The sequence below is a fragment of the Polaromonas sp. JS666 genome, from assembly GCF_000013865.1.
Classification (GTDB): Bacteria; Pseudomonadota; Gammaproteobacteria; order Burkholderiales; family Burkholderiaceae_C; genus Polaromonas.
On the sequence record NC_007948.1, the window covers coordinates 628,018 to 652,493 of the forward strand.

Here is a 24,476-nt window from a genome sequence, read left to right on the forward strand (position 1 = left end):
GAAAACAGGGCCGGGAATGGCGGGGCGGGGGCGAGGTGAAAAGTGAACAGTGAACAGTGAGACGGAGAAAGCAGGGGCAGGGTAGCTCTATTCCACCTTGCCGATGCGCTTGACGACCTCCGCCATGCGCTTGGCATCTTCCTTTACATACATTTCGAAGTCCGGGCTGTCCTGGTACAGCACCGGGCTGCCCGCACCCAGAATCACTTCCTTGACGCGGGCGTCCTGTGCGGCGGCCTTCGCCGCGGCGCGCAGGCGCTGGGCAATCGGCTCCGGCGTGGCCTGCGGGATGAACAGCCCCGACCACTGCGCATACTCGGCGTTGAAGCCGGCGTCCTTCAGGCTGGGTACCTCGGGCAGCGTGCTCAGCGCGCCGTTGCCCCAATGCGCCAGCACGCGCAGCTTGCCGGCCTTGACCTGCTGCAGCACGGTGGCGGGCCCGGATGACACCGCATCAATCTGGCCGCCCAGCAGCGCCACCACGGCCGGGCCGGCGCCGGTAAACGGCACGTGCGTCATTTTTATGCCGGCCGTTTGCGCCAGGATTTCCATCGGCACATGCATGGTGCCGTAGTTGCCCGAGGAGCCGTAGTTGATGGCGCCGGGGCGTTTTTTGGCATCGTCAATGAACTGCTGCGCGGTTTTCCAGGGCGCATCGGCACGCACGGCCAGTACCGTGGGGTCGGCCGTGAAGCGGGCAATCGGCCGCAGGTCGGGCAGGGCAAACATGGCGGGCCGACCCAGCAGGGTATCGGCTTCGGGGATGACGGTCAGCGACGACAGCGCCAGCAGGACGGTGTAGCCATCGGGTTTGGCCTTGGCGGCCATGCCCATGCCAATGCCGCCGCCGGCGCCGGCCTTGTTCTCGATCACCACCGGCTGCCCCAGCTCCCGCGACATCGCTTCAGCCACAGGCCGCGCCACCAGGTCGGCCAGACCGCCAGGCGGGAAGGGCACGATCATGGTGATGGGTTTGGCGGGCCAGGCACCCTGCGCCGCGCACCACCCGGCTGCAGACATGAGAAGGCTGGCGAGCAGCAGCGACCGACGTTTCATGCAATGTTCCTTGTAGAGCGGCAAGCTCCGACGGATTCGGAGGGGCTAATGGAAGCATGCTAACGTCTGACCGCGGTTTTGGCCTCATCGCAATCCCTAGGAGTCCGATTGGCTAAATCATCAGCGGTGTCTCCTGCATCGCTTCGGTCTGCTCTTCCAGCATGTCGACCTGGCCTTTCCAGTAGTCGCTGGAGCCAAACCAGGGGAAGTTGATGGGAAAGATCGGGTCGTGCCAGCGCTGTGCCAGCCAGGCGCTGTAATGCACCAGACGCAGCGTGCGCAGCGGCTCTATCAGGGCCAGTTCACGCCGGTCGAATTCGCGAAACTCTTCGTAGCCATCCACCAGGGCGCCGAGTTGCCGGGTGCATTGCGCGCGGTCTCCCGACAGCAGCATCCACAAGTCCTGCACGGCGGGGCCGGAGCGGGCGTCGTCCAGGTCGACAAAATGCGGCCCCGCCAGCGGCAGGCCCTCGGGCGTCCACAGGATGTTGCCGGGATGACAGTCACCGTGCAGGCGCAGGCTTCGCGCGTCGCCCACGCTTTCAAACACGGTTTGTGCCACCAGCATGGCTTCTTCAAAGGCCTTGCGCCAGCGTGACTCCATGTCCAGGGGCAAATAACCATGGGAGCCATGAGAGCCGTGGGCGCCACCCGCCAGCAGAATATCGCGTGAGGCGTAGCCAAAGGTCTGCAGGTTCAGCGCGGGCCGGTGCACGAATGGCTGGGCGCTGCCCACGGTGTGGATGCGCGCGAGGAAGCGGCCTATCCATTCCAGCACCTCGAGGTTGTCGAGTTCGGGCCGGCGCCCGCCGCGGCTGGGCGAGACGCTGAAACTGAAGCCGCCGAAGCGGTGCAGCGTGGCGCCTTCCAGCACCAGCGGGCCGACCACCGGAATTTCGGCCGCCATCAGCTCGGCGGCGAAGGTGTGCTCTTCGACAATCTGCGCATCGCTCCAGCGCCCGGGCCGGTAAAACTTGACAACCACGATGTCGCCGGCCAGGTCGTCGGAGCCGACCGTGTTTTCCAGATGGACCTGGTAGACCCGGTTTTCATAGCTGGACAGCGCCATCAGGCGTCCATCGCCGGCCAGGCCCACGCTGGCCAGTGCGTCCAGCACCAGATCGGGGGTCAAGGGCTCATAGGCGTGCAGCGCTGCGGGAGCCGTGGCCTTGCTTTTTTCAGTCATACCGCATTGTCGGCGCAGATCGTGGTGCGGGAAAGTGACCGGTTTGGGAGTCCGCTATTCCTGCCTGCCGGCAGCCCAAATGAAGGTGGAGCCGGTTACAAAAGAAAAAAGAAAAGCGGCGAGGCTCGGGAGAGCCACGCCGCCTGCAGCTTGCCGCCGCGCTGGATCACGCGCGGCGGTTGACGCGCGAATCAGACCACCTTCAGCGTCACGTCGATGTTGCCGCGCGTGGCATTGGAGTAAGGGCATACCACGTGTGCTTTTTCAACCAGCGCTTGGGCTGCGGCATGGTCCATGCCGGGGATGTGCACGGACAGTTGAACCGCGATGTTGAAGCCGGTCGGAATTGGGCCGATACCGACCGCACCTTCCACCGTGGCATCGGCCGGGACGGTGATTTTTTCCTGACCGGCCACGAACTTCAGCGCGCCGAGGAAACAGGCGGAGTAGCCGGCGGCAAACAGCTGTTCGGGGTTCACGCCGCCGCCGGCGCCGCCCATTTCCTTGGGCAGCACGAGCTTGACGTCAAGCAGGCCGTCAGACGACCTGGCCTGGCCTTCGCGGCCGCCGGTGGCGCTGGCGTGGGCGGTGTAAACGATTTTTTCGGGTTTGGTCATGGTGGTTCCTTTGAAAGATGCCCCGGAATTGAGGCGGGTTGAAAAGTCAGAAATACAGAAATACAAAAATCAACAATACGGAGGGGGTCTCGGGGTGCTTGAAAGGGGTCGGGGTTTAGGCCCAATACTGTTCAGTCAAGTTAGTCACCCTGAATCGGAATGAGCAAAACCTTGACTTGTCATTGCGGGCCTGACCCGCAATCCATGGATCCCGGATCAAGTCCGGGATGACAAACCAGGGGCAAGGGCTTGACTGAACCGTATTGGGTTTAGGCCACCAGCCGCTGGCGCAGAGCCTGCATCTGCTGTGTCAGGGCCATCAGCTCGGGGATGGAGCACTGGCTGGCGCTGAGGATGCAGCCCGGGATTTTGGCCGCCTGTGCCTTGAGCTTGCGGCCCGCGGCGGTCAGGGTGATGTGCACGCGCCGTTCGTCTTCCACGGCCCGGATGCGGGAAATAAAACCCGACGTCTCAAGGCGCTTGAGCAAGGGCGTGAGCGTGCCCGAATCCAGGTAGAGCCGCTGGCCGAGTTCCGAGACCGTCAGGCCGTCCTGCTCCCACAGCACCAGCATCGTCAGGTACTGCGGATAGGTCAGCCCCAGCTCATCCAGCAGTGGTTTGTACAGCCTGGTCATGGCCAGCGAGGTGGAATACAGCGCAAAGCACAGCTGGTTGTCCAGCAGCAGCATCGCGTCGGCTGATGGGGGGGCGGTTTTGTTGGGCATGGTTGAATTGTAGCGCGCAATTAAATTGCGTGCAAGTTAATTGGTTGAAAGATGTTTCAGCGGCTTCATACGGGCTGGGTAGGGCGCTGCCAGCTTGCGCTGGTGCGCAGTGTGTCCGGCCTGCAGGTCCAGGTGCAGCCATCCAAAAAGAAAAGGCTTCAAAACCGAAGTTTCGAAGCCTTACAGGCTTTGCTCAGCGCAAGGCTGAGACAGCTGGTTTGCAACGGCATCTCTGCCGTTGACGGGGTTTGCAGGGCTTAGTAGCCGCCGCGGCCACCACCGCTGCCGCCGCCATAGCCACCACCGCCAGAACGGCCACCACCGCCGCCGCCGTAGCCACCGCCGCCAGAGCGATCGCCACCGCCGCCGTAACCACCACCACCGCCAAAGCCGCCGGTGCGGGGAGGGCGTGCTTCCATGGGGCGTGCTTCGTTCACGGTGATGCTACGGCCGCCAAGAGACTGGCCATTCATGCCGGCAATTGCGGCTTGCGCTTCGGCATCGCTGCCCATTTCGACAAAACCAAAGCCTTTGGAGCGACCCGTGTCGCGTTCCATCATGACTTTGGCGCTGGTGATGGAGCCGAAAGCGCCAAAAGATTGTTGCAGATCTTCGTCGCGCACTGTGTAAGGCAGGTTGCCGACGTAAAGTTTGTTGCCCATAAGGACTCCTCAAAAACACATAAAAACAAAAGCGATGGGGTCCCGAAAGCACAACAAACTCAAAAGTACCGCCGTAGCGCGCGAAACTGACCGATCACTAACCTGTGCGGGTGCTTTGACACCCGGACTGCTGGATTATGCGCCCAGAACCGCGGGAGTGCCTTTTTTTCATCCCCTCGCCCTTAATAAAAGGGGTTATGCCGTCATGCGCGCCGGTCTGGTGCTGCGCCAGAAGGGCTTTGCACTGCGGCAGACAAGGCCCGAGGCGCTCCCACTAAACTGGAGGCCATGCAAATCCCCAGCACCGCGCGCACCGCAAAACCTTCAAAAGGCACTGGAAAGCCTGCGCCCGCCGCGCAGGTCATTGAAGAGCTGCGCCCGGGCCAGTCGATTGAGCTGCTCAAGGAGCTGCACATCCTGACGCGCGAGGGCAAGCTCAACCAGGACACCCGGCGCAAGCTCAAGCAGGTTTACCACCTCTACCAGTTCATCGAGCCCCTGCTCAATGAGGTGTCGGCCAACAATCCCGCACCCACCCTGGCCGACCATGGTGCCGGCAAGTCCTATCTGGGTTTCATCCTCTATGACCTGTTTTTCAACGTCGCGCACCAGGGCCGCAAAGACGCCGGACACATCTACGGGATTGAAACCCGCACCGAACTGGTCGACAAGTCCCGCGCGCTGGCGGCCCGGCTGGGCTTTGAACGCATGTCGTTCCTCAACCTCTCGGTGCAGCAGGCTACCGCCTCGGCCGACCTGCCCGAGCGCATTGACATCGTGACGGCGCTGCATGCCTGCGACACAGCCACCGACGACGCCATTGCATTTGGCCTGGCCAAGCAGGCGCGGCACATGGTGCTGGTGCCGTGCTGTCAGGCCGAGGTAGCGGGTGTGCTCAGGAAGAGCCGGGCGCTGAACCTGGCCAAAACCCCGCTGGCCGAGCTGTGGCGGCATCCGCTGCACACGCGCGAGTTCGGCAGCCAGATCACCAACGTGCTGCGCTGCCTGCAGCTGGAGGCCAGCGGCTACCAGGTCACGGTGACCGAGCTGGTGGGCTGGGAGCATTCGATGAAAAACGAACTCATCCTGGCCAGCCGGCCCGCCACGCCCAGCGCGGCCAAAACCCGGGCCGCCCAGGCGCGCCTGCAGGAGGTTTTGCAGACCCTGGGGCTGGACGAGCTGACGGCGCGTTTTGCGGTGACCCCCGTGACCCCGCCGGACGCCGCCGTGTCGGCCTGAGCCCAGGCTTTCCGACCCGCCTACCCCGCGGCCGCGTCCAGGCCGCGGTGTGCCGCTGCCAGCAGGCGCAGGGCGCCAATCACTTCCGCCTGGGCCACGGTGGGCGCCATGTCGGCGCGCAGGCTCATGCCGACCAGTTCCTCGGTGCCCGCCATGCTCACGGGCAGGGCCGCCAGCAGGCCGCTGTCGAGGTCCTGCTGCACCGCGCCCCGGGGCGCAAACCAGACCGCATCGCTGCGTACCGTGTAATTGCGCGCCCCGGTCACCGACAGCGTCTCCACCGTGCGCACCAGCGGGCCCAAGCCGCGCGTCAGCAGAAAGCTGTCGGCCGTGTGTCGGATCGCCGTGCCCAGCGTGGGCAGGATCGCGGTGAAGGCCGGCAAGTGCGCCAGCGCATCGGAACTCAGGGCGGCGTCCCGGAGCAGGGGGTGATCGGGCCGCACGGCCAGCACCAGCGGGTCGGCATACAGGTGCTCAAAGGTCAGGCCCACCATGTGGACCGGCTCGGCAAAGCGGCCAATCACCAGATCCAGCTCGCGCTGGCGCAGTTGCGTGAGCAGGGCCGGATTCGGCGCGGTATGAATGCGCAGGCTGATAGCCAGGTCCGCCAGGCCCGCCGGGCGGCTGGCGCCGTTCCCCGCATCCAGTTGCAGTAGCAGCGCCGGTATGAGTTGCGGCGCCACCGTCGGCAGCACGCCCAGTGTCACCACTTCGCTGCCATGCGGGCGGGTGGGCGCAACGCTGGCCACCGCTTCGCGCAGCGCACTCACGCTGGCGCCGGCGTGGCGCGCGAAGGCATCGCCGCTTCGCGTCAGCACCGCGCCACGGCGGCCCCGCTCAAAGAGGCGCACCGCCAGCAGGGCCTCCAGTTCTTTCAGCGTTTTCGAGACCGCCGGCTGCGTGATCGACAGCACCCCCGCCGCCTTCTGCAAACTGCCATGCTGGGCCACCGCCAGAAAGCACTGCAGGTGCCGGAATTTAATGCGTTCATCAATCATGCTTAACTATAACCATTGGTTATGCAAAAGTGCAATAAATATCAATATACATAACTATTGATATTGACTAAAGTCACCCAATCACTTGAACAGGAGACCCCATGAGCACCGAACTTGACAGCAGCTATCTCGCCCCGCGCGACTGGACCGGCCACCCGTCGCATATTTACCCGTACTACAAATCAACCATGCTGCGCGGCCCCAAGCAGCCGCTGGTGCCCATCAAGCAGGCGCTGGCCCAGCTCAACGCGCCGGTCTACGGTAGCGATCAGCTCGGCCCGCTCGACCATGACCTGACCAAAAACGCGGTCAAAAATGGCGAGCCGCTGGGCGAACGCATCATCGTCACCGGCCGCGTGTCGGACGAAGACGGCCGCCCCGTGCGCAACACGCTGGTTGAAGTCTGGCAGGCCAATGCCGCCGGCCGCTATGTGCACAAGGTGGACCAGCACCACGCGCCTCTGGACCCCAATTTCCTGGGCGCCGGCCGCTGCATGACCGATAGCGATGGCCGCTACACCTTCATGACCATCAAGCCCGGCGCCTACCCCTGGGGCAACCATCCCAACGCCTGGCGGCCGCAGCATATTCACTTCTCGCTGTTCGGCGACTACTTTGCCAGCCGCCTGGTGACGCAGATGTATTTCCCCGGCGACCCGCTGTTTGCCTACGACCCGATGTACCAGGGCGTGCCGCCCGACTCGCGCGAATTGATGGTGGCCAAGTTCAGCCTCGACGTCACCCAGCCCGACTTTGCGCTGGGCTATGTGTTTGACATCGTGCTGCGCGGCCCCAAGGCTACGCGTTTCGAATAAGCAGGAACAGCAGCAATAGCAGGAACGCAACCATGACCCAACTCAAGCAAACCCCCTCGCAAACCGTCGGCCCCTACTTTGCCTACGGCCTCACCCCCACACAGTACGGCTACGACCTCAAAAGCCTGTTCACCCCCGTGCTGGCCCAGCCGCATGCGCAGGGCGAACACATCCGCATCACAGGCCAGGTGTTCGACGGCGCAGGCCAGAGCGTCCTTGACGCCCTGGTCGAGATCAGCCAGCCTGATGCCAGCGGCCAGCCCGTGACCTCGGTGGCTGATGCCCAAGCCAAAGGCTTCACCGGCTTTGGCCGCTGCGGCACCGGCACCCTGGCGGACCACCACTTTGCCTTTGACACCGTGAAGCCGGGTGTTGCCGCCCCGGGGCAGGCGCCTTTCATCAACGTCTGCGTCACCATGCGCGGCCTGCTGGTGCACACCTTCAGCCGCATTTATTTTGACGATGAAGCCGCCGCCAACAGCAAAGACGCCGTGTTGAATAGCGTGCCCGCCGAGCGCCGCAACACGCTGATTGCCAGGCGCACCATGACCGGCGCCGGGCCGGTTTATCGCTTTGACATCCACATGCAGGGTGACAAGGAAACGGTGTTCTTCGACCTTTGACGGAGCGTTTTGAAAGGGCGGTGCCGGGACGCGGCTGGCGGCGGGAGCCACCGGGAACACTGGCGAGCGCAGCGCCGCCCCTGCTGCCTCTGCCCTGCATCTGCCTTTACCTGAGGCGGCTTAAGGTTTTTTTAGGGTTGCCGTAGGCAATTTTTAGCAATGCCGGCAGGTGCATCTTTCTAGACTTTGGCATGGTTTTTCGGTACTGCTGGCGCGTGGCGCTACGCCGGGGAGCCTCCAAGCAGGCAGTCGCCTGAGAAAGAAAAGCCCCATGAATATCAACTCCCAGGAAATGCAACAGGTCGCCGCGCAGGAGGCGCCGCGCCTGGACCTGTACGCCGGCATTCACAAGGCCTTGCGTGCACTGATGGCCGATACCCTGCTGGCGCTGGGCCGCACGGACACCGACGATGCGCTGGAGCTGGCCCAGGCCAGCCAGCGCGTGATGGAGCTGCTGGATTTTTGCGCCTCGCACCTCCAGCACGAGAACGACTTCATTCACGCGGCCATGGAGGCGCGCGCCCCCGGCGCCAGCGAGGTCATCGCCCATGAGCACGAGGAGCATGAGCGGCACATTGGCGAGCTGGGCGGCCTGGCCTGCGCCCTGCTCAAGCTGGAGGCGAAACAGCGCGCCGGCGCGACGCTGGAGCTGTACCGGCAACTGGCGCTGTTCATTGCCAGCAACTTCCAGCATATGCACGTGGAGGAAACGGCCCATAACGCCGTGCTCTGGTCGCGCTACACCGACGCCGAACTGGCCGAGCTCCACGCCGCCCTGGTCGCCTCCATCCCGCCGCAGGAAATGATGTACGTCGTGCGCTGGCTGGTGCCCTTCATGAACCCGGCCGAGCGCATCGCCATGATGGCCGATATGCGGGCGCACGCACCGGCGCCGGCTTTTGCCGCGGCACTGGACACCGTCAGGCCGCACCTGAGCGGTCAGGAATGGGCCAAGCTCACCCGCGGCCTCGGCCTGCCGGCCGTACCGGGGCTGGTTCAGGCCTGAAGCTGGGCGGCTGGTTCAGGCCGCCACGTCCGCCAGCACCAGCGGACGCTGCACCGCCAGCCTGAAGCGGCCACGCCCGGTTTTCTCGATGCGGATGTGCGGGCCGCGCTCAGCCAGGCGGCGCTGCAGCAGCAGCAGGCGCGCTTCGAGGTTGTCTGTCACATCGGGCAGGTGAATGGCGGGGTCCAGCCGCAACTCGCGGTTGGAAAACTCGGTCCGGCCCTGCCGGACATGGTCTGTCACCAGCTTCCAGAAGATCGCGCCCGCCACGCCCTTGATCAGGTAGCTGTCGTTGACAAACACGCTGTCGTTGCTTGTGAAGCGCCGCAACTGCAGGGCCGCACCACCTGCCTTGGCGCCGGGGCCTTCAGCCTGCCTGTTCACCGCTGCCGCTGGCGGTGCGGCGTCCGCCAGCTCGGCGGCCTCCGGGCCGGCCTGCATCAGGTCGATGGCCGCCCCCAGATGGCCGGCCAGCGCGACCAGCGCGTCCTCCTCTTCAAAGCCAAACTGCAGGTCGTTCGGGCTCTCGGCAAACAGCACGCCCAGCAGCCGGCCAACAGAAACGATGGGCACCGCCACCTGGCTGTGCGGCTCGGCCAGGCCCGGGTAGGGAATGTCGGTCTCCAGCATCAGCTCAGGCGCGCTGGCGCCCAGGCTGGTTTTAATGGCCCGGTTGTAGGCGTAGGCGCTGCTCATGTGCACGATGCGAACCGGAGTGCGTTCCCGCGCGGCCACGCCAATCACGCCCTGGCCCATTTCAATTTCCGAGCCCACGCCCGAAGTGGCATAACCGCAGCTGGCCACGGTGTAGAGCCGTTGGGTGGCCGGATCCAGCATCAGCACCATCGCATGCTGAATGCCCACAAAGTCGGTCAGCGTCGCCAGCGCGGCATTGAGCAGCTCCCCCAGCCCGGTGCAGCGCGACAGCCGCTCGCTGCCGCGGCGCAGCCCCGTCAGCATGCTGGCGCGCGGTGGGGCGGCGGGCAGGGGCTCGCCGGCAATGCACTCGATCGCCTGCACTTCGTAGATGTCCGAGCCCTGCAGCCTGAACACGCCCGCCATGCCGCTGTGCGACGCGATGCCGGCCAGCTGGGCCTTCATGCCCTCAAATACCGGGCCTTCGGTTTCGGTGCGCAGGTAGCGGATGTGCATGCGGAAAAACGCCGCCGTGACCGGGTGCAACACCAGCACCGTGGCGTAAGGATTGGCCAGGATGTTTTTTCGCGTCTTGTTGAAGAACTGGAAAGACAGCGCCACGTGGCGCTCGTCCACATAAAACACCTGCGAGATATAGGCCACGTTGGGCGTGCCGTCCATCGCGCAGGTGGCCATGACGGCCGGGATGGCGCCCTCCAGACAGGGGCGTATGTCCGCGAGGCAGGGTTCCGGGGCCAACTGCGCCAACTGTGACAATTGCGCCGATTGAGCCGCGTTCATGACGGGCTCCCGGGGCCATGGGGCAGCGGCGCACCGGCTTGGGGGCCGGGCGTCTGGTCAAACGCCTGCGCCGGCTCAAAGCTGATGGCCACCAGGTCATCCAGCCGGCGCGCCAGCATGGCCCGGGTAAACACCGGCGCGTAGCCGACCCGCTGGATTTCTTCTTCCATGGACGCCACATAGCACTCCAGCGCCGGCTCGTCCGAAGCCTCGGCGCAGCGGATGCGCGCACGCGCGGCCTTGACCTGAACCGTGCGGTGCGAACTCGGCTCGGAAAACACCACGGCGATGCGTCCGGTGCTGGCAATGTCCTGGATCAATTGCCGCGACTGCTGCCGCGACAGATACACCGTGATGCTGTGCCCCCTCGGCGCGATCGTGCAGCCCACCGCGCGCATGATGCTGGGCCGCATGTCGAGGCTGCAGGCGCTCACGATGACGGACACGCCCTTGCCCATCATGGTGACGAGCTCTGGCGGCAGCAGCGGCGCCGGTGTATCGGGCATGGCAGCGTTCATGCGGCCAAATTGTAGGAGCGTTGAGGTGCCACCACCTGCTTAGTTACGAAACCGCTTGCGCGTCAGCACCAGCGCAACCCAGAAACCCGCCACCGCATACCCCACCAGCAACGCCAGGTGCGACAACCCCTGCGTGGGCCATTGGCCCAGAAACAAGGGGCGCACCAGCTCCACCGCCGCCGTCAGCGGCAGCCAGTCCGAGATCACCCGCATCACGCCCGGCAACTGGTCGCGTGGGAAAAACACGCCGCTCAGGAACATCGTCGGCGTGAGAAACAGCGTGAAGTAGTAGGTGAAAAAGTCATAGCCCTTGGCCAGTGCGTTGAAGATCAGCGCAATGCTGGAGAAGGTAATGCCCACTAAGCCGAGCAGCGGCCAGGCCAGCAGCAGCATGGGGCTGTGGCTGATGCCCAGCGCCAGCATCACCACCAGGATGATGCTGGTGGTGAACAGCGACTTGAAGGCGGCCCACAGCATTTCGGCAAACACCACGTCATCGAGCCGCACCGGCGCATTCATGATGCCGTCCCAGGTGCGCTGCACCTGCATGCGCGAAAACGCCGAATACAGCGCCTCAAACGACGCGGCGTTCATCGCACTCATGCAAATCGAACCGCTGGCCAGGAACAGGATGTAGGGCACGGTCGTGCCGTTGAGCTGCACCTGCCCGACCAGTGCGCCGAGCCCGTAGCCGAAGGCCACCAGCGTGATCAGCGGCTCGGCGATGTTGCCGACGAGGCTGGGAATGGCCAGCTTGCGCCAGACCAGCAGGTTGCGGCGGAAGACGGGCAGCCAGCGCAGGCCGATTTGCGGTGGTCTGAACAGCGCCTGTCCTCTCGTTGGGGTGTGGGGTACGGCAGACATCACGCATCCTCCCTGATTTGCCGGCCGGTGAGCTTCAGGAACAGGTCCTCAAGATTGGCCGGGCGGTGCAGCGTGCGCAACTGCGGAAAGTCTGTCAGCGCGTTCAGCAGGCGCTTGGCATCCAGCGTGTAAAAGAACACCGTCTCACCGCTGACTTCGGTGCGCGCCGCCAGCGCTTTGAGGGGCGAATCGGCCAGCGCCAGGGCGCCGTTTCCATAAACCTCCACCACATCGGGTTCGAGGTTCTGTGCAATCAGTTCGCGCGGCGTGCCTTCGGTCATTTTCTTGCCGTGGTCCAGCACCAGCAGGCGGTTGCACAGGCGTTCGGCTTCGTCCATGAAGTGGGTCGTCAGCAAAATCGATTTGCCCTGCTGAACCAGCCGCTGCAGGCGCTCCCACATCAGGTGCCGGGCCTGCGGGTCCAGGCCGGTGGTGGGCTCGTCGAGCATCAGCAACTGCGGGTCATTGACCAGCGCGCGCGCCAGGCTCAGGCGCCGTTTCATGCCGCCGGAGAGTTCACTGAGCTTGGCATTGGCCTTGTGCGTCAGCGCTGCAAACTCCAGCAGCCGTGGAATCCGCTCCCGGATCACCGCGTCCTTGAGACCGAAATAGCGGCCGAACACCAGCAGGTTTTCCGCGCAGCTGAAATCCGGGTCCAGGCTGTCGAACTGGCTAACGATGCCCAGGCGCGCCTTGATGGCCAGAGCGTCCTGCGGCATCTGCAGCGTGCCTGCCGCATGACCGTTGGAATAATAGGAAACACTGCCGGCATCGGGGGCGGTCAGTCCCAGGCACATGCGTATGGTGGTGGTCTTTCCGGCGCCGTTGGGGCCTATGACCCCCAGGCATTCGCCCGGTGCGATGTTGAAAGACAGCTGGTTGACGACGATGGCATCGCCGTAATGCTTGCTCAGGCCGGCGACTTCAAACAGGGGCTTGCTCATGCGGCCATTGTGCCCACTCTATAACCACACCCCCGTCCAGGCTCACTGCGTGTAGCCTGTTCCCCCCTCAAGGGGGCGGCGCCTGGGGCCGGCAAAGCCGGACCCGCGGCCTCCACTGGTGAAATACCCTACTGGGTTACGCCACTGAACTCTTGAACCAAGCATGAGCCGCGGGACTGGCTTTGCCAGACCGCAGGCGGGCGGCCCCCTCGGGGGGGCAGCGACCCACACGAAGTGGGGGAGCGTGGGGGCTCAATCTTCGCCGTAGTCGTGGTCCGGGTGATTGACCGTGCCCAGCTTCCAGTAGCCGCGGCCCACGATGCGGCTGCGCTCCACGCCAAGTTCTTCAATGAGCAACTGGCGTATGCGGCGCATGGCGGCGGCTTCGCAGGCCAGGTAGATGCGGGCATCCGCGGCGGGCGCGCCGGCTTTGCGCAAGGCGGCTTCCAGCGCCTGGCCGGCCCGGGTGTTGTCGGCGCCGCGCGCCACCCAGCGTGCGTCCACTTTCGCGGCGCTCTGCAGCGGGCGCTCTTCGGCGGCATCGACCACTTCGACCAGCACCTCCGCCTGAGCGCTTGCGGGCAAGCTCGCCAGAATGGTTTCAAACGCGGGCAGGGCGCTGTCGTCGCCTATCAGCACGTGCACGGGCGCGTCCAGCGCGAGTTTGTAGCCGGGGCCGGGCCCCATCAAAAACAGCACCTGGCCCGTCTGCGCCTGCGCGACCCAGGTGGACGCGGGGCCGTCGCCGTGCAGCACAAAGTCCACGTCGACTTCGTGCACGTCCGCACGCACGGCCAGCGGCGTGTAAGTGCGCATGGACTTCGGCTTCGGGCCGTCGGGCAGTGGGCGCTCCGGCTCGGTCTGCCCAGGCTCGGGAAAAATCAGCTTCATATAGCTGGCTGGGTCGCCCACCTCAAAGCCTTCAAGCTCCGCGCCTTGCAAGGTGATGCGGCGCATCAGCGGGCTCAGGGTCTGCACGCGGGTGACCTGCACGCGGCGCGGCGGCCGGCGCTTGCGCGGCGCGGCCTCGGATACAGGGGCGGCGGGTGTGGAGGGTGAAGTGGGTGTGGTGGACATTCTGTCTTTCAGAGGAGCGGCGCATCGTGCGCTGCTTGAGGGAGAAACGGAGAAACGTTCTAATTGAGAATTATTATCATTTGATTGCAATGACCGGTGCTTTGCAGGGGCAAAGCGGGCCGGCGTCCTACCCGGGGCCGCGTGGCTGGTGCAGTAAAGTAAGCCCAGGCGGTGCCCAGGCGCCCAGCCTTGCGGCCGCCGTTCCCCTTTTCTCCCATTTCTCCCACTTCTACCTTCAGCGCTTATGACCACTTTCGGAACCCCTTTGTCCCCCCATGCCACCAAAGTCATGCTGCTCGGCTCCGGCGAGCTGGGCAAGGAAGTGCTGATCGCGCTGCAGCGCCTGGGCGTGGAAACGATTGCCACCGACCGCTACGACAATGCGCCCGGCCAGCAGGTCGCCCACCATGCGCGCACCATCACCATGAGCGACCCGGCGCAGCTTAAAAGCCTGATTGAAAAGGAAAGGCCGCACCTGGTCGTTCCCGAGATCGAGGCCATCGCCACGGCCATGCTCGAGGAACTCGAAGCCGCTGGCACGGTGCGCGTGATTCCCACGGCCCGCGCCGCCCGCCTGACCATGGACCGCGAAGGCATACGCCGGCTGGCCGCCGAGACCCTGGGCCTGCCGACCAGCCCCTATGTGTTCTGCGATTCGCTGCAGGAGCTGCAGGCCGCCATCGACACCAACATCGGCTACCCCTGCATCGTCAAGCCCGTCATGAGTTCCTCGGGCAAGGGCCAGAGCAAGATCGCCGGCCCCGCCGACGTGAAAACCGCCTGGGACTACGCGATGGCCGGTGGCCGCGTGAGCCACGGCCGGGTGATCGTCGAGGGCTTCATCGACTTTGACTACGAGATCACGCAGCTCACCGTGCGCGCCCTCGGCGCTGACGGCCAGGTGGAAACGCATTTTTGCGAACCGATTGGCCACATCCAGGTCAGTGGCGACTACGTGGAGAGCTGGCAGCCGCATCCCATGCGCGAGGCCGCCCTGCAGAAAAGCCGCGCCATCGCCAAGGCCGTGACCGACGACCTCGGCGGCCAGGGGCTCTTTGGCGTCGAGCTGTTCGTCAAGGGTGACGAGGTCTGGTTCAGCGAAGTCAGCCCGCGCCCGCACGACACTGGCATGGTGACGATGTGTACGCAATGGCAAAACGAATTTGAACTGCATGCACGCGCCATCCTGGGCCTGCCGGTCAACACCGCGCTCAAGAGCTCCGGGGCCAGCGCGGTGATTTACGGCGGTGTGGACGCCAAAGGCATTGTGTTCGACGGCGTGGCCGACGCGCTGCGCGTGCCCAACACCGACATTCGCCTGTTCGGCAAGCCCGAGAGTTTCGTCAAGCGCCGCATGGGCGTGGCACTGGCGTTTGATGCCGATGTCGAGGTGGCGCGTGCCAACGCCAAGCTGGCCGCGTCCCGGGTCAAGCCCCGGGTGGCGAAGGGCTGATGCATGCTGACAGGGCTGCGGTATGAGGCTGCGGTATGAACCTGTCTGAGCTCGTCGCCTGGATGGACGACTCGTCGCTGCGCATCGTGCTGGCAGCCGGTGTCAGCGTTGTGCTGGCGCTGGTGGTGGCCCGCATCGGTGCCGCCATCGTGCTGCGCGTGACGCGTTCCATGCCGGTGCTGGCCAAGGTGGCGGAGCAATGCCGGTCCCCTGCACAGTTCCTGCTGCCATTGATTGCCTTGCAGGCCGTGTGGCACAGCGCACCCGATGCCTTCCCGCTGATCGGCGGAATACGCCATGCCAATGGCCTGTTGCTGCTGGCAACCCTGACCTGGGCGGGCATGCGCGCGGCACGCGGGGCAGCGCTGGGTGTGATCGGCTTGCACCCGGTCGATGTGGCTGACAACCTCAACGCCCGCCGCATCCACACGCAAACCCGCATGCTGGCTCGCACCCTCATGTTCGTCGTGCTGCTGGCCGGGCTGGCCCTGATGTTGATGACCTTTCCCGGCGCCCGGCAGTTTGGGGCCAGCCTGCTGGCATCGGCCGGTGTGGCGGGGCTGGTGGTCGGCATTGCCGCGCGCCCCGTCTTCAGCAACCTGATCGCCGGCTTGCAGATTGCGCTGGCGCAGCCCATCCGCATTGACGACGTCCTGATCGTTCAGGGCGAGTGGGGGCGGGTCGAGGAAATCACCGGTGCCTATGTGGTGCTGAAGATCTGGGATGAGCGGCGCATGATCGTTCCGCTGCAATGGTTTATTGAAAACCCCTTCCAGAACTGGACGCGCAGCAGCGCGCAAATCATCGGCACCGTGCTGCTCTGGGTGGATTACCGCATGCCGATGGAGCCGCTGCGCCACGCCGCACTGCGGGCCTGCGAAGCGGCCCCTGAATGGGACAAGCGGCTGTGCCTGCTGCAGGTGGTGGAGGCGGGCGAGCACAGCATGCAGTTGCGCCTGCTGGTCACGTCGGCCAACTCCAGCCTGAACTGGGATTTGCGCTGCAAGGTGCGCGAGGCGCTGGTGGATTTCATGCAGCGCGAGTACCCGCAATACCTGCCCCGCATGCGGGCAGAGCTGGCGCAAGCGCCGCAGCCCGGGCAGAACGCGGCGGGCGGGCTGGCCGGCTGAGCCAAAGCCCGCGGGCCCGCAGCCCAAGGCAGGCAAAGCGGGCAGGCAGGGTGCGCATGCGATGATCAGGGGCATCACGAAAGGTGATGGTTGAACCTAGAAACAGCAGTTGACCGCTCACAAACTTCAGGAAAGCCGCATGCCCATTGACTTTCCCCTCTTCGATCGCGTTCACCTTCTGGGTGACAGCGCTATGCGTCCGATTGCACCATGCCGGGCGCGCCATGCGGCGTTGTTCCGCCTTGCGGGCAAGAGCCCACTGCGTTGTCACCCTTGCAGGGCGCGGCTCAGTCGCAGTCTGAGCCCGTTCGCGCTGTCCACGGGCACGCAGGTGCCAGCGGAGCCGCAGCGCTCACCCTTGCCTGGCACGCCGATCACGGCGCACTCAGACGCATCCAACTGCCGTTTCTAGGTTGAACCCACCGGAGGATTTTGCATGGAACTGCGCCAACTGCGTTACCTGGTCCGGGTGATCGAGCTGGGCAGCATCAGCCGCGCCGCACTGGATATGGACCTCGTGCAATCGGCCTTGAGCCAGCAGATCAGCCGGCTGGAGAGCGAGCTCTCCACCCGTTTGCTCCAGCGCAGCCCCAAGGGCGTGACCCCGACCGAGGCCGGCATGGCGTTTTTCCGCGAGGCGCAACTGGTGCTGCGCCACGCCGAGCAGGCGGCGCGCGCGGCGCAGCAGTCGCGCCTGTCGGGCAGTGTCAGCGTGGGCATGGCGCCCACCACGGCAGCCGTGCTGGGGCTGCCGCTGCTTCGCGCCATGCGTGAACGTTACCCAGATGTGCGCCTGCACATGGTGGAAAGCCTGTCGGGCCATCTCACCACCATGCTCAATGCCCGTCAGCTGGACCTGGCCATGCTGTTCAACACCCAGGCGGGGCGCCGCTGGAGCGTGATGCCCCTGCTCGAGGAAAAGCTGTTCCTGATCCGGTCACGCCGCACGCTGGCGGGCCAACCCGCCGACCGCATCCGTGTCGCGCAGCTGGCGGGCCTGCCGCTGATACTGCCCACCGGCACGCACGGCTTGCGCAGCACGATCGAAAGCGCCTTTGCCCGGGCCAAATGCAAGCCCACGCTGGTGGCCGAAATCGACTCACTGGCCATGTTGATGGATGCGGTTGACAGCGGCCTCGGCTGCACGCTGCAGCCCTGGGCCGCGGTGAGCCGGTTCAGCGATGCGGCGCAGCGCTTTCATCTGGCGCAAATCACCGACACGCTGGCACGCCGCGTCAATTCACTGTGCAGCCTGTCGGACGACGAACTCTCGCCCGCCGCCCTGGCTGCGCGCGTGGTGCTGGCCGATTGCGCGACCGAGGCCGTGCGCTCCGGCCGCTGGCTGGGTGCCCGGCTGGTGGACGCCTGAGGCCATCCCAGGTCTTGGCCATCACGGTTTGTGATGCCCCCATGCCGCCGACCCGCTAGGCGTGCCGGTGTTTTGGGGCTAAATTCCAGCGTGGCTGACAAACCGGCCGGTTGATCAACGCCGGCGCTCCCGGCGTCACGGGTGCCCCAGGTGTCACAGGCGTCATTTCCTGATGACGTTCGCCGCGCTTCAGCTTCAATTACTACAAGGAGACCGTCATGATGAGCCCTTCAATTTCCCGGCGTATGCTGTTGCAGGTCGCTGGCCTTGGCGCCTCGGCGCTGGCCTTGCCGCATGCACTGGGGCAGTCGACATGGCCGTCGCGGCCGGTTCGCTTTGTGGTGCCGTTTGCACCGGGGGGCACCTCCGAAATCGTCGCGCGCTCGGTGGCCGCCGAGCTCAGCAAGCAGCTTGGGCAAAGTGTCTATGTCGAAAACAAGCCGGGCGGGGCGGGCACGGTGGCGATGCAGGAGGTGGCCAAGTCCCCGGCCGACGGGCACACCATCATCCTCGGGCATGTGGGCACGCTGGCCGTCAATCCCTACATGCTGAAAAACCAGCCCTATGACGTGAACAAGGATTTCATTCCGGTGACCCTGCTGGCCAAGGTGCCCAATGTCTTTGTGATCCACCCGGATGTACCGGCCAAGAATTTCCAGGAGTTTGTCGCCTATGTGAAGAAAAACCCGGGCCAACTCAACTATGGCTCGGCCGGCAATGCCAGCGCCGGGCATCTGGCCATGGAGTATCTGAAGCTGGTCACCGGCATGTTCATCACGCACATTCCTTACCGCGGCACCGGCCCGCAGCTGACCGATCTGATTTCGGGCCGTACCCAGGCCTCGTCAGCCGGCCTGCCGGCCCTGAGCGCGCACATCAAGAGCGGCAAATTGCGCGCTATCGCGGTGGGCACCGCGCAGCGTATTTCCGGCCTGCCCGATGTGCCCACCGTGGCCGAGATGGGCTTCAAGAACTTTGAGACCTCGCAGTGGTACGGCATTCTGGCGCCGGCCGGCACGCCCGCGGACGTCGTCAGGCATCTGCAGGAAGAGTCGCTGAAGGCGCTCAAGTCCTCGGCCGTCACCGCCCGCTTCGCCACCGACAATGCGGTCGGCGGCGGCGGGCCGTCCAGCGAATTTGCCGCGTTTATCGCGAGCGAACAAAAGATCTGGAGCGATATCGTCAAGCGCGCCGGCATCCATGCTGATTAAACGTCAAAGGGAGTCGCAAGAGACGCTGGATGTCCTGGTGATTGGCGGGGGCAATGCCGCGCTGTGCGCCGCGTTGATGGCGCGGGAGGCCGGCGCCAGCGTGCTGGTGCTGGAGTCGGCGCCGCGCGAGTGGCGTGGCGGCAATTCCAGCCACACGCGCAACCTGCGCTGCATGCATGAGTCGCCGCAGGACGTGCTGACAGACGCCTACCCCGAAGAAGAGTACTGGCAAGACCTGCTCAAGGTCACAGGAGGGCAGACCAACGAGCAGCTGGCGCGCCTGGCGATACGCGAATCGTCGCGCTGCCGCGACTGGATGCGCCGGCACGGGGTGCGCTTTCAGCCTTCGTTGTCGGGCACGCTGCACCTGTCGCGCACCAATGCCTTTTTCATGGGCGGCGGCAAGGCCTTGATGAACGCCTACTACCGCAGTGCCGGGCGCCTCGGTGTACAGGTCCGCTACGACGCGCCCGCCGATCGCCTGGAGCTGCGCGATGGCCGCTTCGTGGCCGCGCACTGCGGCGCCGAGCGGATTGAGGCCCGCGCCTGCGTGGTGGCCAGTGGCGGCTTCGAGTCCAACCGGGAGTGGCTGCGCGAAGCCTGGGGCCAGAATGAAGCGGGCGAGTGGCCGGCCGACAACTTTGCCATCCGCGGCACGCGCTTTAACCAGGGCGTGCTGCTGCGCGACCTGATGGCCCAGGGGGCGGACACCATTGGCGATCCGACGCAAAGCCACTCGGTCGCCATTGACGCGCGCGCACCGCTGTACGACGGCGGCATCTGCACCCGCGTCGACTGTGTGTCGCTCGGTGTGGTGGTCAACAAACACGCCCAGCGTTTTTACGACGAGGGCGAGGACTTCTGGCCCAAGCGCTACGCCATCTGGGGCCGGCTGGTGGCGATGCAGCCCGGGCAGCTGGCTTACTCGGTGATCGACGCCAAGGCCGTGGGCCGCTTCATGCCGCCGGTGTTCCCCGGCGAAAAAGCCGATTCATTGGAGCAACTGGCGCGCCAGCTGGGCCTGGAGGTGCAGGCGTTTATGCGCACGGTGAATGACTACAACGCGGCCTGCCACGTTGGCAGCTTCGACCATGCCGTGCTCGACGATTGCCATACCGAAGGCTTGTCCCCGGCCAAGACCCATTGGGCCCGGCCCCTGGATACGGCCCCGTTTTACGGCTATGCGCTCAAGCCCGGCATCACCTTCACCTACCTGGGCATGAAGGTCAACGAACAGGCTGCCGTGCACTTTGGCGGCCAGCCCAGTCCCAACCTGTTTGCCGCCGGTGAAATCATGGCCGGCAACGTGCTGGGCAAGGGCTACACCGCCGGCGTCGGCATGACCATAGGCACAGCGTTTGGCCGGATTGCCGGCACCCAGGCCGCCCGTGCGGCGCTGAACCACGGAGCGCGACATGCAGCAGCTTGAAGCCCTGACCCGCGAAGCGTGCGCGCTGGCGGTCGGTGACCTGCCATTGACCCCTGTCGAGGCCGAAGTCGGTCGGCAAATGCAGATCTGCAACGCCTGCCGCTACTGCGAAGGTTTTTGCGCGGTGTTCCCGGCCATGACACGCCGGCTGGAGTTTGGCAAGGCCGACATCCACTACCTGGCCAACCTCTGCCACAACTGCGGCGCCTGCCTGCACGCCTGCCAGTACGCGCCGCCGCACGAGTTTGCCGTCAACGTGCCGCAGGCCATGGCGCAGGTGCGCGCCCAGACCTATGCCGACTACGCCTGGCCGCCGGCCCTGGGCGCCCTGTACAAGCGCAACGGCCTGACGCTGGCATTGGCGCTGGCCACCGGACTGGCACTGTTCCTGGTGCTCGCCCTGGTGATGAAGGGCACGCTGCTGCATGAACCGCTGGCGGGCAACTTCTACGCGATCTTCCCGCACAAGCTGCTGGTCTCCATGTTCGCGCCGATCTTCCTGTTTGCCGCGCTGGCGCTGGGTTTGGGCGTGCGCAGGTTCTGGCGCGATGTGTCGCCGGGCGACGCATCGGGGGCCACCGCGGTTGATGCCATGACGCGGGAAGCGGCAGTCGAGGCCGCCACGGATGCACTGCGCCTGAAGTACCTCGACGGCGGGCATGGCGAAGGCTGCAATGAAACAGACGATGCCTTCACCTTGTGGCGCCGGCGTTTTCACCACCTCACGTTTTACGGTTTCATGCTGTGTTTTGCAGCCACCTGCGTGGCCACGCTTTACCACTACCTGTTGGGCCTGCAGGCGCCTTATGCGCTGAACAGCCTGCCGGTATTGCTGGGGACAGTGGGGGGCGTGGGCCTGCTGCTGGGTCCGGCGGGTTTGTTGTGGCTCAACCTGCGGCGCCACCCGATGCACGGCGATGGCGCCCAGAAGCCGATGGACCGCGGCTTCATCGCCCTGCTGTTTCTCACCAGCCTGACCGGCCTGGCCCTGCTGGCCTGGCGCGATACATCGGCCATGGCCCTGCTGCTGGCGGTTCACCTGGGCGCGGTGATGGCCCTGTTTGCCACCCTGCCGTACGGAAAATTTGCGCATGGGGTGTACCGCTGTGCCGCCCTGCTGAAGTGGGCGACGGAAAAACGCCTGCCGACCGGGCTGCGGCTCGGCGAAGACTGAGAGGCTGAGAGTCTTTTGTTCCTACCCGCTTATCACGCCAAAACGCACCCACTCGTCGTTGCAAATGCGCGCCATAGCCCAAGCTATGGCTGTGCTTTGCGCCTCGATTGGGCACGTTTTGACGCGCTACTCGGGCACGACCAAAAAACTCTCAGCCTCTGAGCGCCCCATCAACGAAACGGCAGTTTGGATGGACGGGGGATGCGGGATATAGTCCAGCCCATGACTGATGCCGTTCCCCGTCATGTGCTGCCCGTGCTGGTGCTGGCGCAGTTTGCCGGCACCTCGCTGTGGTTTGCGGTCAATGCGGTGATGCCCGACCTGCAGCGTGAACTCGGCTGGCCGGCATCCGCCGTCGGCACCCTGACCTCGTCCCTGCAGCTCGGTTTTATTGTGGGTACGCTGGTTTTTGCCGTGCTGGCCGTCGCCGACCGCTTTCCGGCCCGGCGGGTCTTTCTGGTGTGCTCACTGTCCGGTGCCCTCTGCACCGTGGGTGCCTGGTGGATGGTGCGCGAGTTCACGGCCCTGCTGGTCTGGCGAACGGCGACCGGGTTTTTTCTGGCGGGCATTTACCCGGTGGGGATGAAGATCGCCGCGCAGTGGTACACCCGGGGTCTGGGTGGGGCGCTGGGCCTGCTCATTGGCGCGCTGGTGCTCGGCTCCGCCAGCGCCCATGCGCTGCGTGGGCTGAGCGGTGAATTGCCCTGGCCCAGCGTCATGCTGGGTGTCGCTGCTTTGGCCGCTACCGGCGGTGTGCTGCTGTACGGCCTGTTGCCCGAGCCGCCTGCGGGCCCAGTGCGGCGCAGCACACTGGAATGGCGCGCGTTGGCCACGCTGTGGACCGACTGGCGCGTGCGGTCCTCGGTGCTGGGCTATTTTGGCCACATGTGGGAGCTCTACACCATGTGGGTACTGGTGCCCCTGATTCTGGCCAGCCGGCTCAACGGCGCGGCGCTGTCGCTGGCTGCGTTTGGCGTCGTGGGTGCCGGTGCCATCGGTTGCATGGGTGGCGGATGGGTCGCACAAAGAGTCGGCAGTGCGCGGGTCGCGTGCGGCCAACTGGCGGTCAGCGGCCTGTGCTGCCTGCTTGCGCCCTGGCTGTTTGACGCGCCGGCCGTATGGTTCGCGCTGTGGCTGCTGGTGTGGGGCATCACCGTGGCGGGAGACTCGCCGCAGTTTTCCGCGCTCACCGCCAGCAATGCGCCGCGCCAGGCGGTGGGCAGCGTCCTGACGCTGACCAACAGCATAGGCTTTGCGATTTCCATCGTCAGCATCGAGCTGTTCACCGGCCTGTCGCAGCGGCATGCGCTGGCATCGCTGCTGCCCTGGCTGGGCCTGGGGCCGGTGCTGGGCCTGCTGGCCATGCGACCCCTGTTGCGCCGGCAGCCGGTTCCCGTTACTGAAACGCCACCTCGGCAAAGCTCCTGAGCTTGCGGCTGTGCAGCTGGTCGATGCCTTCGCCGCGCAGCAGTTCCACCGCGCGGATGCCGATGCGCAGGTGCTGATCGACCCGCTCGCGGTAAAAGTGGTTGGCCATGCCGGGCAGTTTGATCTCGCCGTGTAGCGGCTTGTCGCTCACGCACAGCAGGGTGCCATAAGGGACGCGAAAGCGGAAGCCGTTCGCGGCAATCGTGGCGCTTTCCATGTCAAGCGCAATGGCCCGGCTCTGGCTGAAGCGGCGCTGCGGCTGGTTGGCTGGCAGCAGCTCCCAGTTGCGGTTGTCGGTCGAGGCCACGGTACCGGTGCGCATGATGCTTTTGAGCGCCGAGCCCTTGACTTGGGTCACGTCGGCCACGGCGCGCTCCAGCGCGACCTGGATTTCGGCCAGCGCCGGGATCGGCACCCACAGCGGCAGCTCTTCGTCCAGCACATGGTCTTCGCGCACATAGCCATGGGCCAGCACGTAGTCGCCCAGCTGCTGGCTGTTGCGCAGGCCCGCGCAGTGGCCCAGCATGATCCAGGTGTGAGGTCGCAGCACGGCAATGTGGTCGGTGATGGTCTTGGCGTTGGCCGGGCCCACGCCGATGTTGACCATGGTGATGCCGCTGCGGTCGGCGCGCATCAGGTGGTAGCCCGGCATTTGCGGCAGCCGGGGCGGTGGTGTTCCCAGCGCGTCACCTGCTTCAACGGGCAGGCCGGTGCGGCGCGTCACCACATTGCCGGGCTCGACAAAGGCGATGTACTCGCTGTCGGGCTTGGCCATCTCTTCGTGGCCAAGCCGAACGAACTCGTCAATGTAGAACTGGTAATTGGTGAACAGCACAAAGTTCTGGAACCAGTCGGGCGATGTGCCGGTGTAGTGGCGCAGCCGCTGCAAGGAGTAATCGACCCGGGCCGCCGTGAACAGCGACAAGGGCTGGGGTTCGCCAGGCTTGGGCTCGTGCGTCCCATTGGCAATGCCGTCATCCATCGCCGCCAGATCGGGCAGGTCAAACACATCGCGCATCAGCATGCGGCGCGCCACGCTCAGGTTGCCTTCGATGTGGTCGTGTTCGGCAAACGAAAAATGCACCGGAATCGGCTGCGTGCTGGTGCCTATTTCCAGCTCGACCCGGTGGTTTTGCAGCAGCAGGCGGAACTGCTCCAGGTAGTAGTCGCCATAGAGGTCGGGGCGTGTCAGCGTGGTTTCAAAACGGCCGGGGCCGGCGACAAAACCGTAACTCAGCCGGGCGCTGTCGGGGGCGGCCGGGGTGCGCGCCACCGTGTCGGTGTGGACGCGCACAAAGGGGTAGCAGGCGCGCACATGGCCGGGCAGCGTTTCACCGGCCACATAGCGCTGCATGGCATCGCGCAGGTGCGCAATCTGCTGGTCGTAGATGGCACACACCTGCGCCAGCGCGGCAGCGGGGTCGGAGTAGCGGGTCGGGGCAATGAAGGGGGGCAGGTAGGGCATGGCGGGGGATTCTTGATTTCATTCCATCATAGAGCTATCGCCCGCAGGCT

Annotated in this window: 23 protein-coding genes; 11 read left to right on the forward strand and 12 right to left on the reverse strand. The window is 65.2% G+C overall.

Going from position 1 to position 24,476, the window contains the following annotated elements; genetic code table 11:
* Positions 1-87: 87 nt before the first annotated feature.
* From BPRO_RS03045 to BPRO_RS03065, 5 genes are all read right to left on the reverse strand, one after another.
* Positions 88-1,056: a tripartite tricarboxylate transporter substrate binding protein gene (locus tag BPRO_RS03045; RefSeq protein ID WP_011481582.1), complete on the reverse strand. Its 969-nt coding sequence runs from the start codon at positions 1,054-1,056 to the stop codon at positions 88-90.
* A gap of 112 nt (positions 1,057-1,168) precedes the next feature.
* Positions 1,169-2,242 carry a serine/threonine protein kinase gene (locus tag BPRO_RS03050; RefSeq protein ID WP_011481583.1) on the reverse strand — a complete coding sequence of 358 codons (1,074 nt, stop codon included), beginning with the start codon at positions 2,240-2,242 and terminating at the stop codon, positions 1,169-1,171.
* A gap of 191 nt (positions 2,243-2,433) precedes the next feature.
* Positions 2,434-2,859: an organic hydroperoxide resistance protein gene (locus BPRO_RS03055; protein WP_011481584.1), complete on the reverse strand. Its 426-nt coding sequence runs from the start codon at positions 2,857-2,859 to the stop codon at positions 2,434-2,436.
* A 269-nt stretch (positions 2,860-3,128) separates the two neighbouring features.
* Positions 3,129-3,584: a MarR family winged helix-turn-helix transcriptional regulator gene (locus tag BPRO_RS03060; RefSeq protein ID WP_011481585.1), complete on the reverse strand. Its 456-nt coding sequence runs from the start codon at positions 3,582-3,584 to the stop codon at positions 3,129-3,131.
* A gap of 257 nt (positions 3,585-3,841) precedes the next feature.
* Positions 3,842-4,246 (reverse strand): RNA recognition motif domain-containing protein, encoded by a 405-nt coding sequence (locus tag BPRO_RS03065; RefSeq protein ID WP_011481586.1) that lies wholly within the window; start codon positions 4,244-4,246, stop codon positions 3,842-3,844.
* Positions 4,247-4,534: 288 nt separating this feature from the next.
* On the opposite strand from BPRO_RS03065, the gene BPRO_RS03070 reads away from it, so the two are divergent.
* Positions 4,535-5,485 (forward strand): class I SAM-dependent methyltransferase, encoded by a 951-nt coding sequence (locus BPRO_RS03070; protein ID WP_011481587.1) that lies wholly within the window; start codon positions 4,535-4,537, stop codon positions 5,483-5,485.
* Between the two features lie 20 nt (positions 5,486-5,505).
* Here the strand turns inward: BPRO_RS03070 and pcaQ are convergent, their stop codons facing one another.
* Positions 5,506-6,483 carry a pca operon transcription factor PcaQ gene (gene pcaQ, locus BPRO_RS03075; protein WP_011481588.1) on the reverse strand — a complete coding sequence of 326 codons (978 nt, stop codon included), beginning with the start codon at positions 6,481-6,483 and terminating at the stop codon, positions 5,506-5,508.
* 101 nt (positions 6,484-6,584) lie between these two features.
* On the opposite strand from pcaQ, the gene pcaH reads away from it, so the two are divergent.
* From pcaH to BPRO_RS03090, 3 genes are all read left to right on the forward strand, one after another.
* The gene (gene pcaH / locus BPRO_RS03080; RefSeq protein ID WP_011481589.1) at positions 6,585-7,298 is read left to right on the forward strand and encodes a protocatechuate 3,4-dioxygenase subunit beta; all 714 of its coding nucleotides are present in this window, start codon (positions 6,585-6,587) and stop codon (positions 7,296-7,298) included.
* Between the two features lie 32 nt (positions 7,299-7,330).
* Positions 7,331-7,921 carry a protocatechuate 3,4-dioxygenase subunit alpha gene (gene pcaG, locus BPRO_RS03085; RefSeq protein ID WP_011481590.1) on the forward strand — a complete coding sequence of 197 codons (591 nt, stop codon included), beginning with the start codon at positions 7,331-7,333 and terminating at the stop codon, positions 7,919-7,921.
* Positions 7,922-8,192: 271 nt separating this feature from the next.
* Positions 8,193-8,927 (forward strand): hemerythrin domain-containing protein, encoded by a 735-nt coding sequence (locus tag BPRO_RS03090; protein WP_011481591.1) that lies wholly within the window; start codon positions 8,193-8,195, stop codon positions 8,925-8,927.
* A gap of 15 nt (positions 8,928-8,942) precedes the next feature.
* Here BPRO_RS03090 and BPRO_RS03095 read toward each other — a convergent pair whose 3' ends face one another.
* The 5 genes from BPRO_RS03095 to BPRO_RS03115 form a co-directional block, all read right to left on the reverse strand.
* Entirely contained in the window at positions 8,943-10,364 is a 1,422-nt protein-coding gene (locus BPRO_RS03095; protein WP_011481592.1) for a GAF domain-containing protein, read from the reverse strand.
* Positions 10,361-10,870, reverse strand: coding sequence for a hypothetical protein (locus tag BPRO_RS03100; RefSeq protein ID WP_157045714.1), 510 nt, complete (start codon positions 10,868-10,870; stop codon positions 10,361-10,363). The genes BPRO_RS03095 and BPRO_RS03100 overlap by 4 nt, the downstream gene beginning before the upstream one ends.
* Before the next feature lie 51 nt (positions 10,871-10,921).
* On the reverse strand, positions 10,922-11,746 hold the full coding sequence (locus tag BPRO_RS03105) for an ABC transporter permease (RefSeq protein WP_011481594.1): 825 nt from the start codon (positions 11,744-11,746) through the stop codon (positions 10,922-10,924).
* Complete coding sequence (locus BPRO_RS03110) at positions 11,746-12,690, reverse strand: ATP-binding cassette domain-containing protein (RefSeq protein ID WP_011481595.1); 945 nt, start codon at positions 12,688-12,690, stop codon at positions 11,746-11,748. Before BPRO_RS03110 ends, BPRO_RS03105 begins: the two co-directional genes overlap by 1 nt.
* A gap of 252 nt (positions 12,691-12,942) precedes the next feature.
* Positions 12,943-13,767: a siderophore-interacting protein gene (locus BPRO_RS03115; protein ID WP_011481596.1), complete on the reverse strand. Its 825-nt coding sequence runs from the start codon at positions 13,765-13,767 to the stop codon at positions 12,943-12,945.
* A 244-nt stretch (positions 13,768-14,011) separates the two neighbouring features.
* Here BPRO_RS03115 and purT point away from each other — a divergent pair, with 244 nt between their 5' ends.
* The 7 genes from purT (at position 14,012) to BPRO_RS03150 (ending at position 22,961) form a co-directional block, all read left to right on the forward strand.
* Positions 14,012-15,220 (forward strand): formate-dependent phosphoribosylglycinamide formyltransferase, encoded by a 1,209-nt coding sequence (purT, locus tag BPRO_RS03120; RefSeq protein WP_011481597.1) that lies wholly within the window; start codon positions 14,012-14,014, stop codon positions 15,218-15,220.
* 35 nt (positions 15,221-15,255) lie between these two features.
* Positions 15,256-16,350, forward strand: a complete 1,095-nt coding sequence (locus BPRO_RS03125; RefSeq protein ID WP_011481598.1) for a mechanosensitive ion channel family protein — start codon at positions 15,256-15,258, stop codon at positions 16,348-16,350.
* A 436-nt stretch (positions 16,351-16,786) separates the two neighbouring features.
* Entirely contained in the window at positions 16,787-17,719 is a 933-nt protein-coding gene (locus BPRO_RS03130) for a LysR family transcriptional regulator (protein WP_011481599.1), read from the forward strand.
* Positions 17,720-17,937: 218 nt separating this feature from the next.
* Positions 17,938-18,930, forward strand: coding sequence for a Bug family tripartite tricarboxylate transporter substrate binding protein (locus BPRO_RS03135; RefSeq protein WP_011481600.1), 993 nt, complete (start codon positions 17,938-17,940; stop codon positions 18,928-18,930).
* Positions 18,920-20,359 (forward strand): FAD-dependent tricarballylate dehydrogenase TcuA, encoded by a 1,440-nt coding sequence (tcuA, locus tag BPRO_RS03140; protein WP_011481601.1) that lies wholly within the window; start codon positions 18,920-18,922, stop codon positions 20,357-20,359. Before BPRO_RS03135 ends, tcuA begins: the two co-directional genes overlap by 11 nt.
* Entirely contained in the window at positions 20,346-21,533 is a 1,188-nt protein-coding gene (gene tcuB / locus BPRO_RS03145; protein ID WP_011481602.1) for a tricarballylate utilization 4Fe-4S protein TcuB, read from the forward strand. The genes tcuA and tcuB overlap by 14 nt, the downstream gene beginning before the upstream one ends.
* A gap of 222 nt (positions 21,534-21,755) precedes the next feature.
* Entirely contained in the window at positions 21,756-22,961 is a 1,206-nt protein-coding gene (locus BPRO_RS03150) for an MFS transporter (RefSeq protein WP_157045715.1), read from the forward strand.
* Here BPRO_RS03150 and BPRO_RS03155 read toward each other — a convergent pair.
* Entirely contained in the window at positions 22,930-24,426 is a 1,497-nt protein-coding gene (locus tag BPRO_RS03155; protein WP_011481604.1) for an AMP nucleosidase, read from the reverse strand. The genes BPRO_RS03150 and BPRO_RS03155 overlap by 32 nt on opposite strands.
* Positions 24,427-24,476 lie beyond the last annotated feature (50 nt).

What these genes read in the sequence shown, in the direction of transcription:
- purT (WP_011481597.1), top strand. Translation starts at nt 14,012, where the DNA reads ATGACCACTTTCGGAACCCCTTTGTCCCCCCATGCCACCAAAGTCATG.
- BPRO_RS03095 (WP_011481592.1), bottom strand. Translation starts at nt 10,364, where the DNA reads ATGAACGCGGCTCAATCGGCGCAATTGTCACAGTTGGCGCAGTTGGCC.
- BPRO_RS03125 (WP_011481598.1), top strand. Translation starts at nt 15,256, where the DNA reads ATGAACCTGTCTGAGCTCGTCGCCTGGATGGACGACTCGTCGCTGCGC.
- BPRO_RS03155 (WP_011481604.1), bottom strand. Translation starts at nt 24,426, where the DNA reads ATGCCCTACCTGCCCCCCTTCATTGCCCCGACCCGCTACTCCGACCCC.
- pcaH (WP_011481589.1), top strand. Translation starts at nt 6,585, where the DNA reads ATGAGCACCGAACTTGACAGCAGCTATCTCGCCCCGCGCGACTGGACC.
- pcaQ (WP_011481588.1), bottom strand. Translation starts at nt 6,483, where the DNA reads ATGATTGATGAACGCATTAAATTCCGGCACCTGCAGTGCTTTCTGGCG.
- BPRO_RS03105 (WP_011481594.1), bottom strand. Translation starts at nt 11,746, where the DNA reads ATGTCTGCCGTACCCCACACCCCAACGAGAGGACAGGCGCTGTTCAGA.
- BPRO_RS03045 (WP_011481582.1), bottom strand. Translation starts at nt 1,056, where the DNA reads ATGAAACGTCGGTCGCTGCTGCTCGCCAGCCTTCTCATGTCTGCAGCC.
- BPRO_RS03060 (WP_011481585.1), bottom strand. Translation starts at nt 3,584, where the DNA reads ATGCCCAACAAAACCGCCCCCCCATCAGCCGACGCGATGCTGCTGCTG.
- BPRO_RS03055 (WP_011481584.1), bottom strand. Translation starts at nt 2,859, where the DNA reads ATGACCAAACCCGAAAAAATCGTTTACACCGCCCACGCCAGCGCCACC.
- BPRO_RS03050 (WP_011481583.1), bottom strand. Translation starts at nt 2,242, where the DNA reads ATGACTGAAAAAAGCAAGGCCACGGCTCCCGCAGCGCTGCACGCCTAT.
- BPRO_RS03110 (WP_011481595.1), bottom strand. Translation starts at nt 12,690, where the DNA reads ATGAGCAAGCCCCTGTTTGAAGTCGCCGGCCTGAGCAAGCATTACGGC.
- tcuB (WP_011481602.1), top strand. Translation starts at nt 20,346, where the DNA reads ATGCAGCAGCTTGAAGCCCTGACCCGCGAAGCGTGCGCGCTGGCGGTC.
- BPRO_RS03135 (WP_011481600.1), top strand. Translation starts at nt 17,938, where the DNA reads ATGATGAGCCCTTCAATTTCCCGGCGTATGCTGTTGCAGGTCGCTGGC.
- pcaG (WP_011481590.1), top strand. Translation starts at nt 7,331, where the DNA reads ATGACCCAACTCAAGCAAACCCCCTCGCAAACCGTCGGCCCCTACTTT.
- BPRO_RS03150 (WP_157045715.1), top strand. Translation starts at nt 21,756, where the DNA reads ATGACTGATGCCGTTCCCCGTCATGTGCTGCCCGTGCTGGTGCTGGCG.
- BPRO_RS03100 (WP_157045714.1), bottom strand. Translation starts at nt 10,870, where the DNA reads ATGCCCGATACACCGGCGCCGCTGCTGCCGCCAGAGCTCGTCACCATG.
- BPRO_RS03130 (WP_011481599.1), top strand. Translation starts at nt 16,787, where the DNA reads ATGGAACTGCGCCAACTGCGTTACCTGGTCCGGGTGATCGAGCTGGGC.
- BPRO_RS03115 (WP_011481596.1), bottom strand. Translation starts at nt 13,767, where the DNA reads ATGTCCACCACACCCACTTCACCCTCCACACCCGCCGCCCCTGTATCC.
- BPRO_RS03070 (WP_011481587.1), top strand. Translation starts at nt 4,535, where the DNA reads ATGCAAATCCCCAGCACCGCGCGCACCGCAAAACCTTCAAAAGGCACT.
- BPRO_RS03090 (WP_011481591.1), top strand. Translation starts at nt 8,193, where the DNA reads ATGAATATCAACTCCCAGGAAATGCAACAGGTCGCCGCGCAGGAGGCG.
- BPRO_RS03065 (WP_011481586.1), bottom strand. Translation starts at nt 4,246, where the DNA reads ATGGGCAACAAACTTTACGTCGGCAACCTGCCTTACACAGTGCGCGAC.
- tcuA (WP_011481601.1), top strand. Translation starts at nt 18,920, where the DNA reads ATGCTGATTAAACGTCAAAGGGAGTCGCAAGAGACGCTGGATGTCCTG.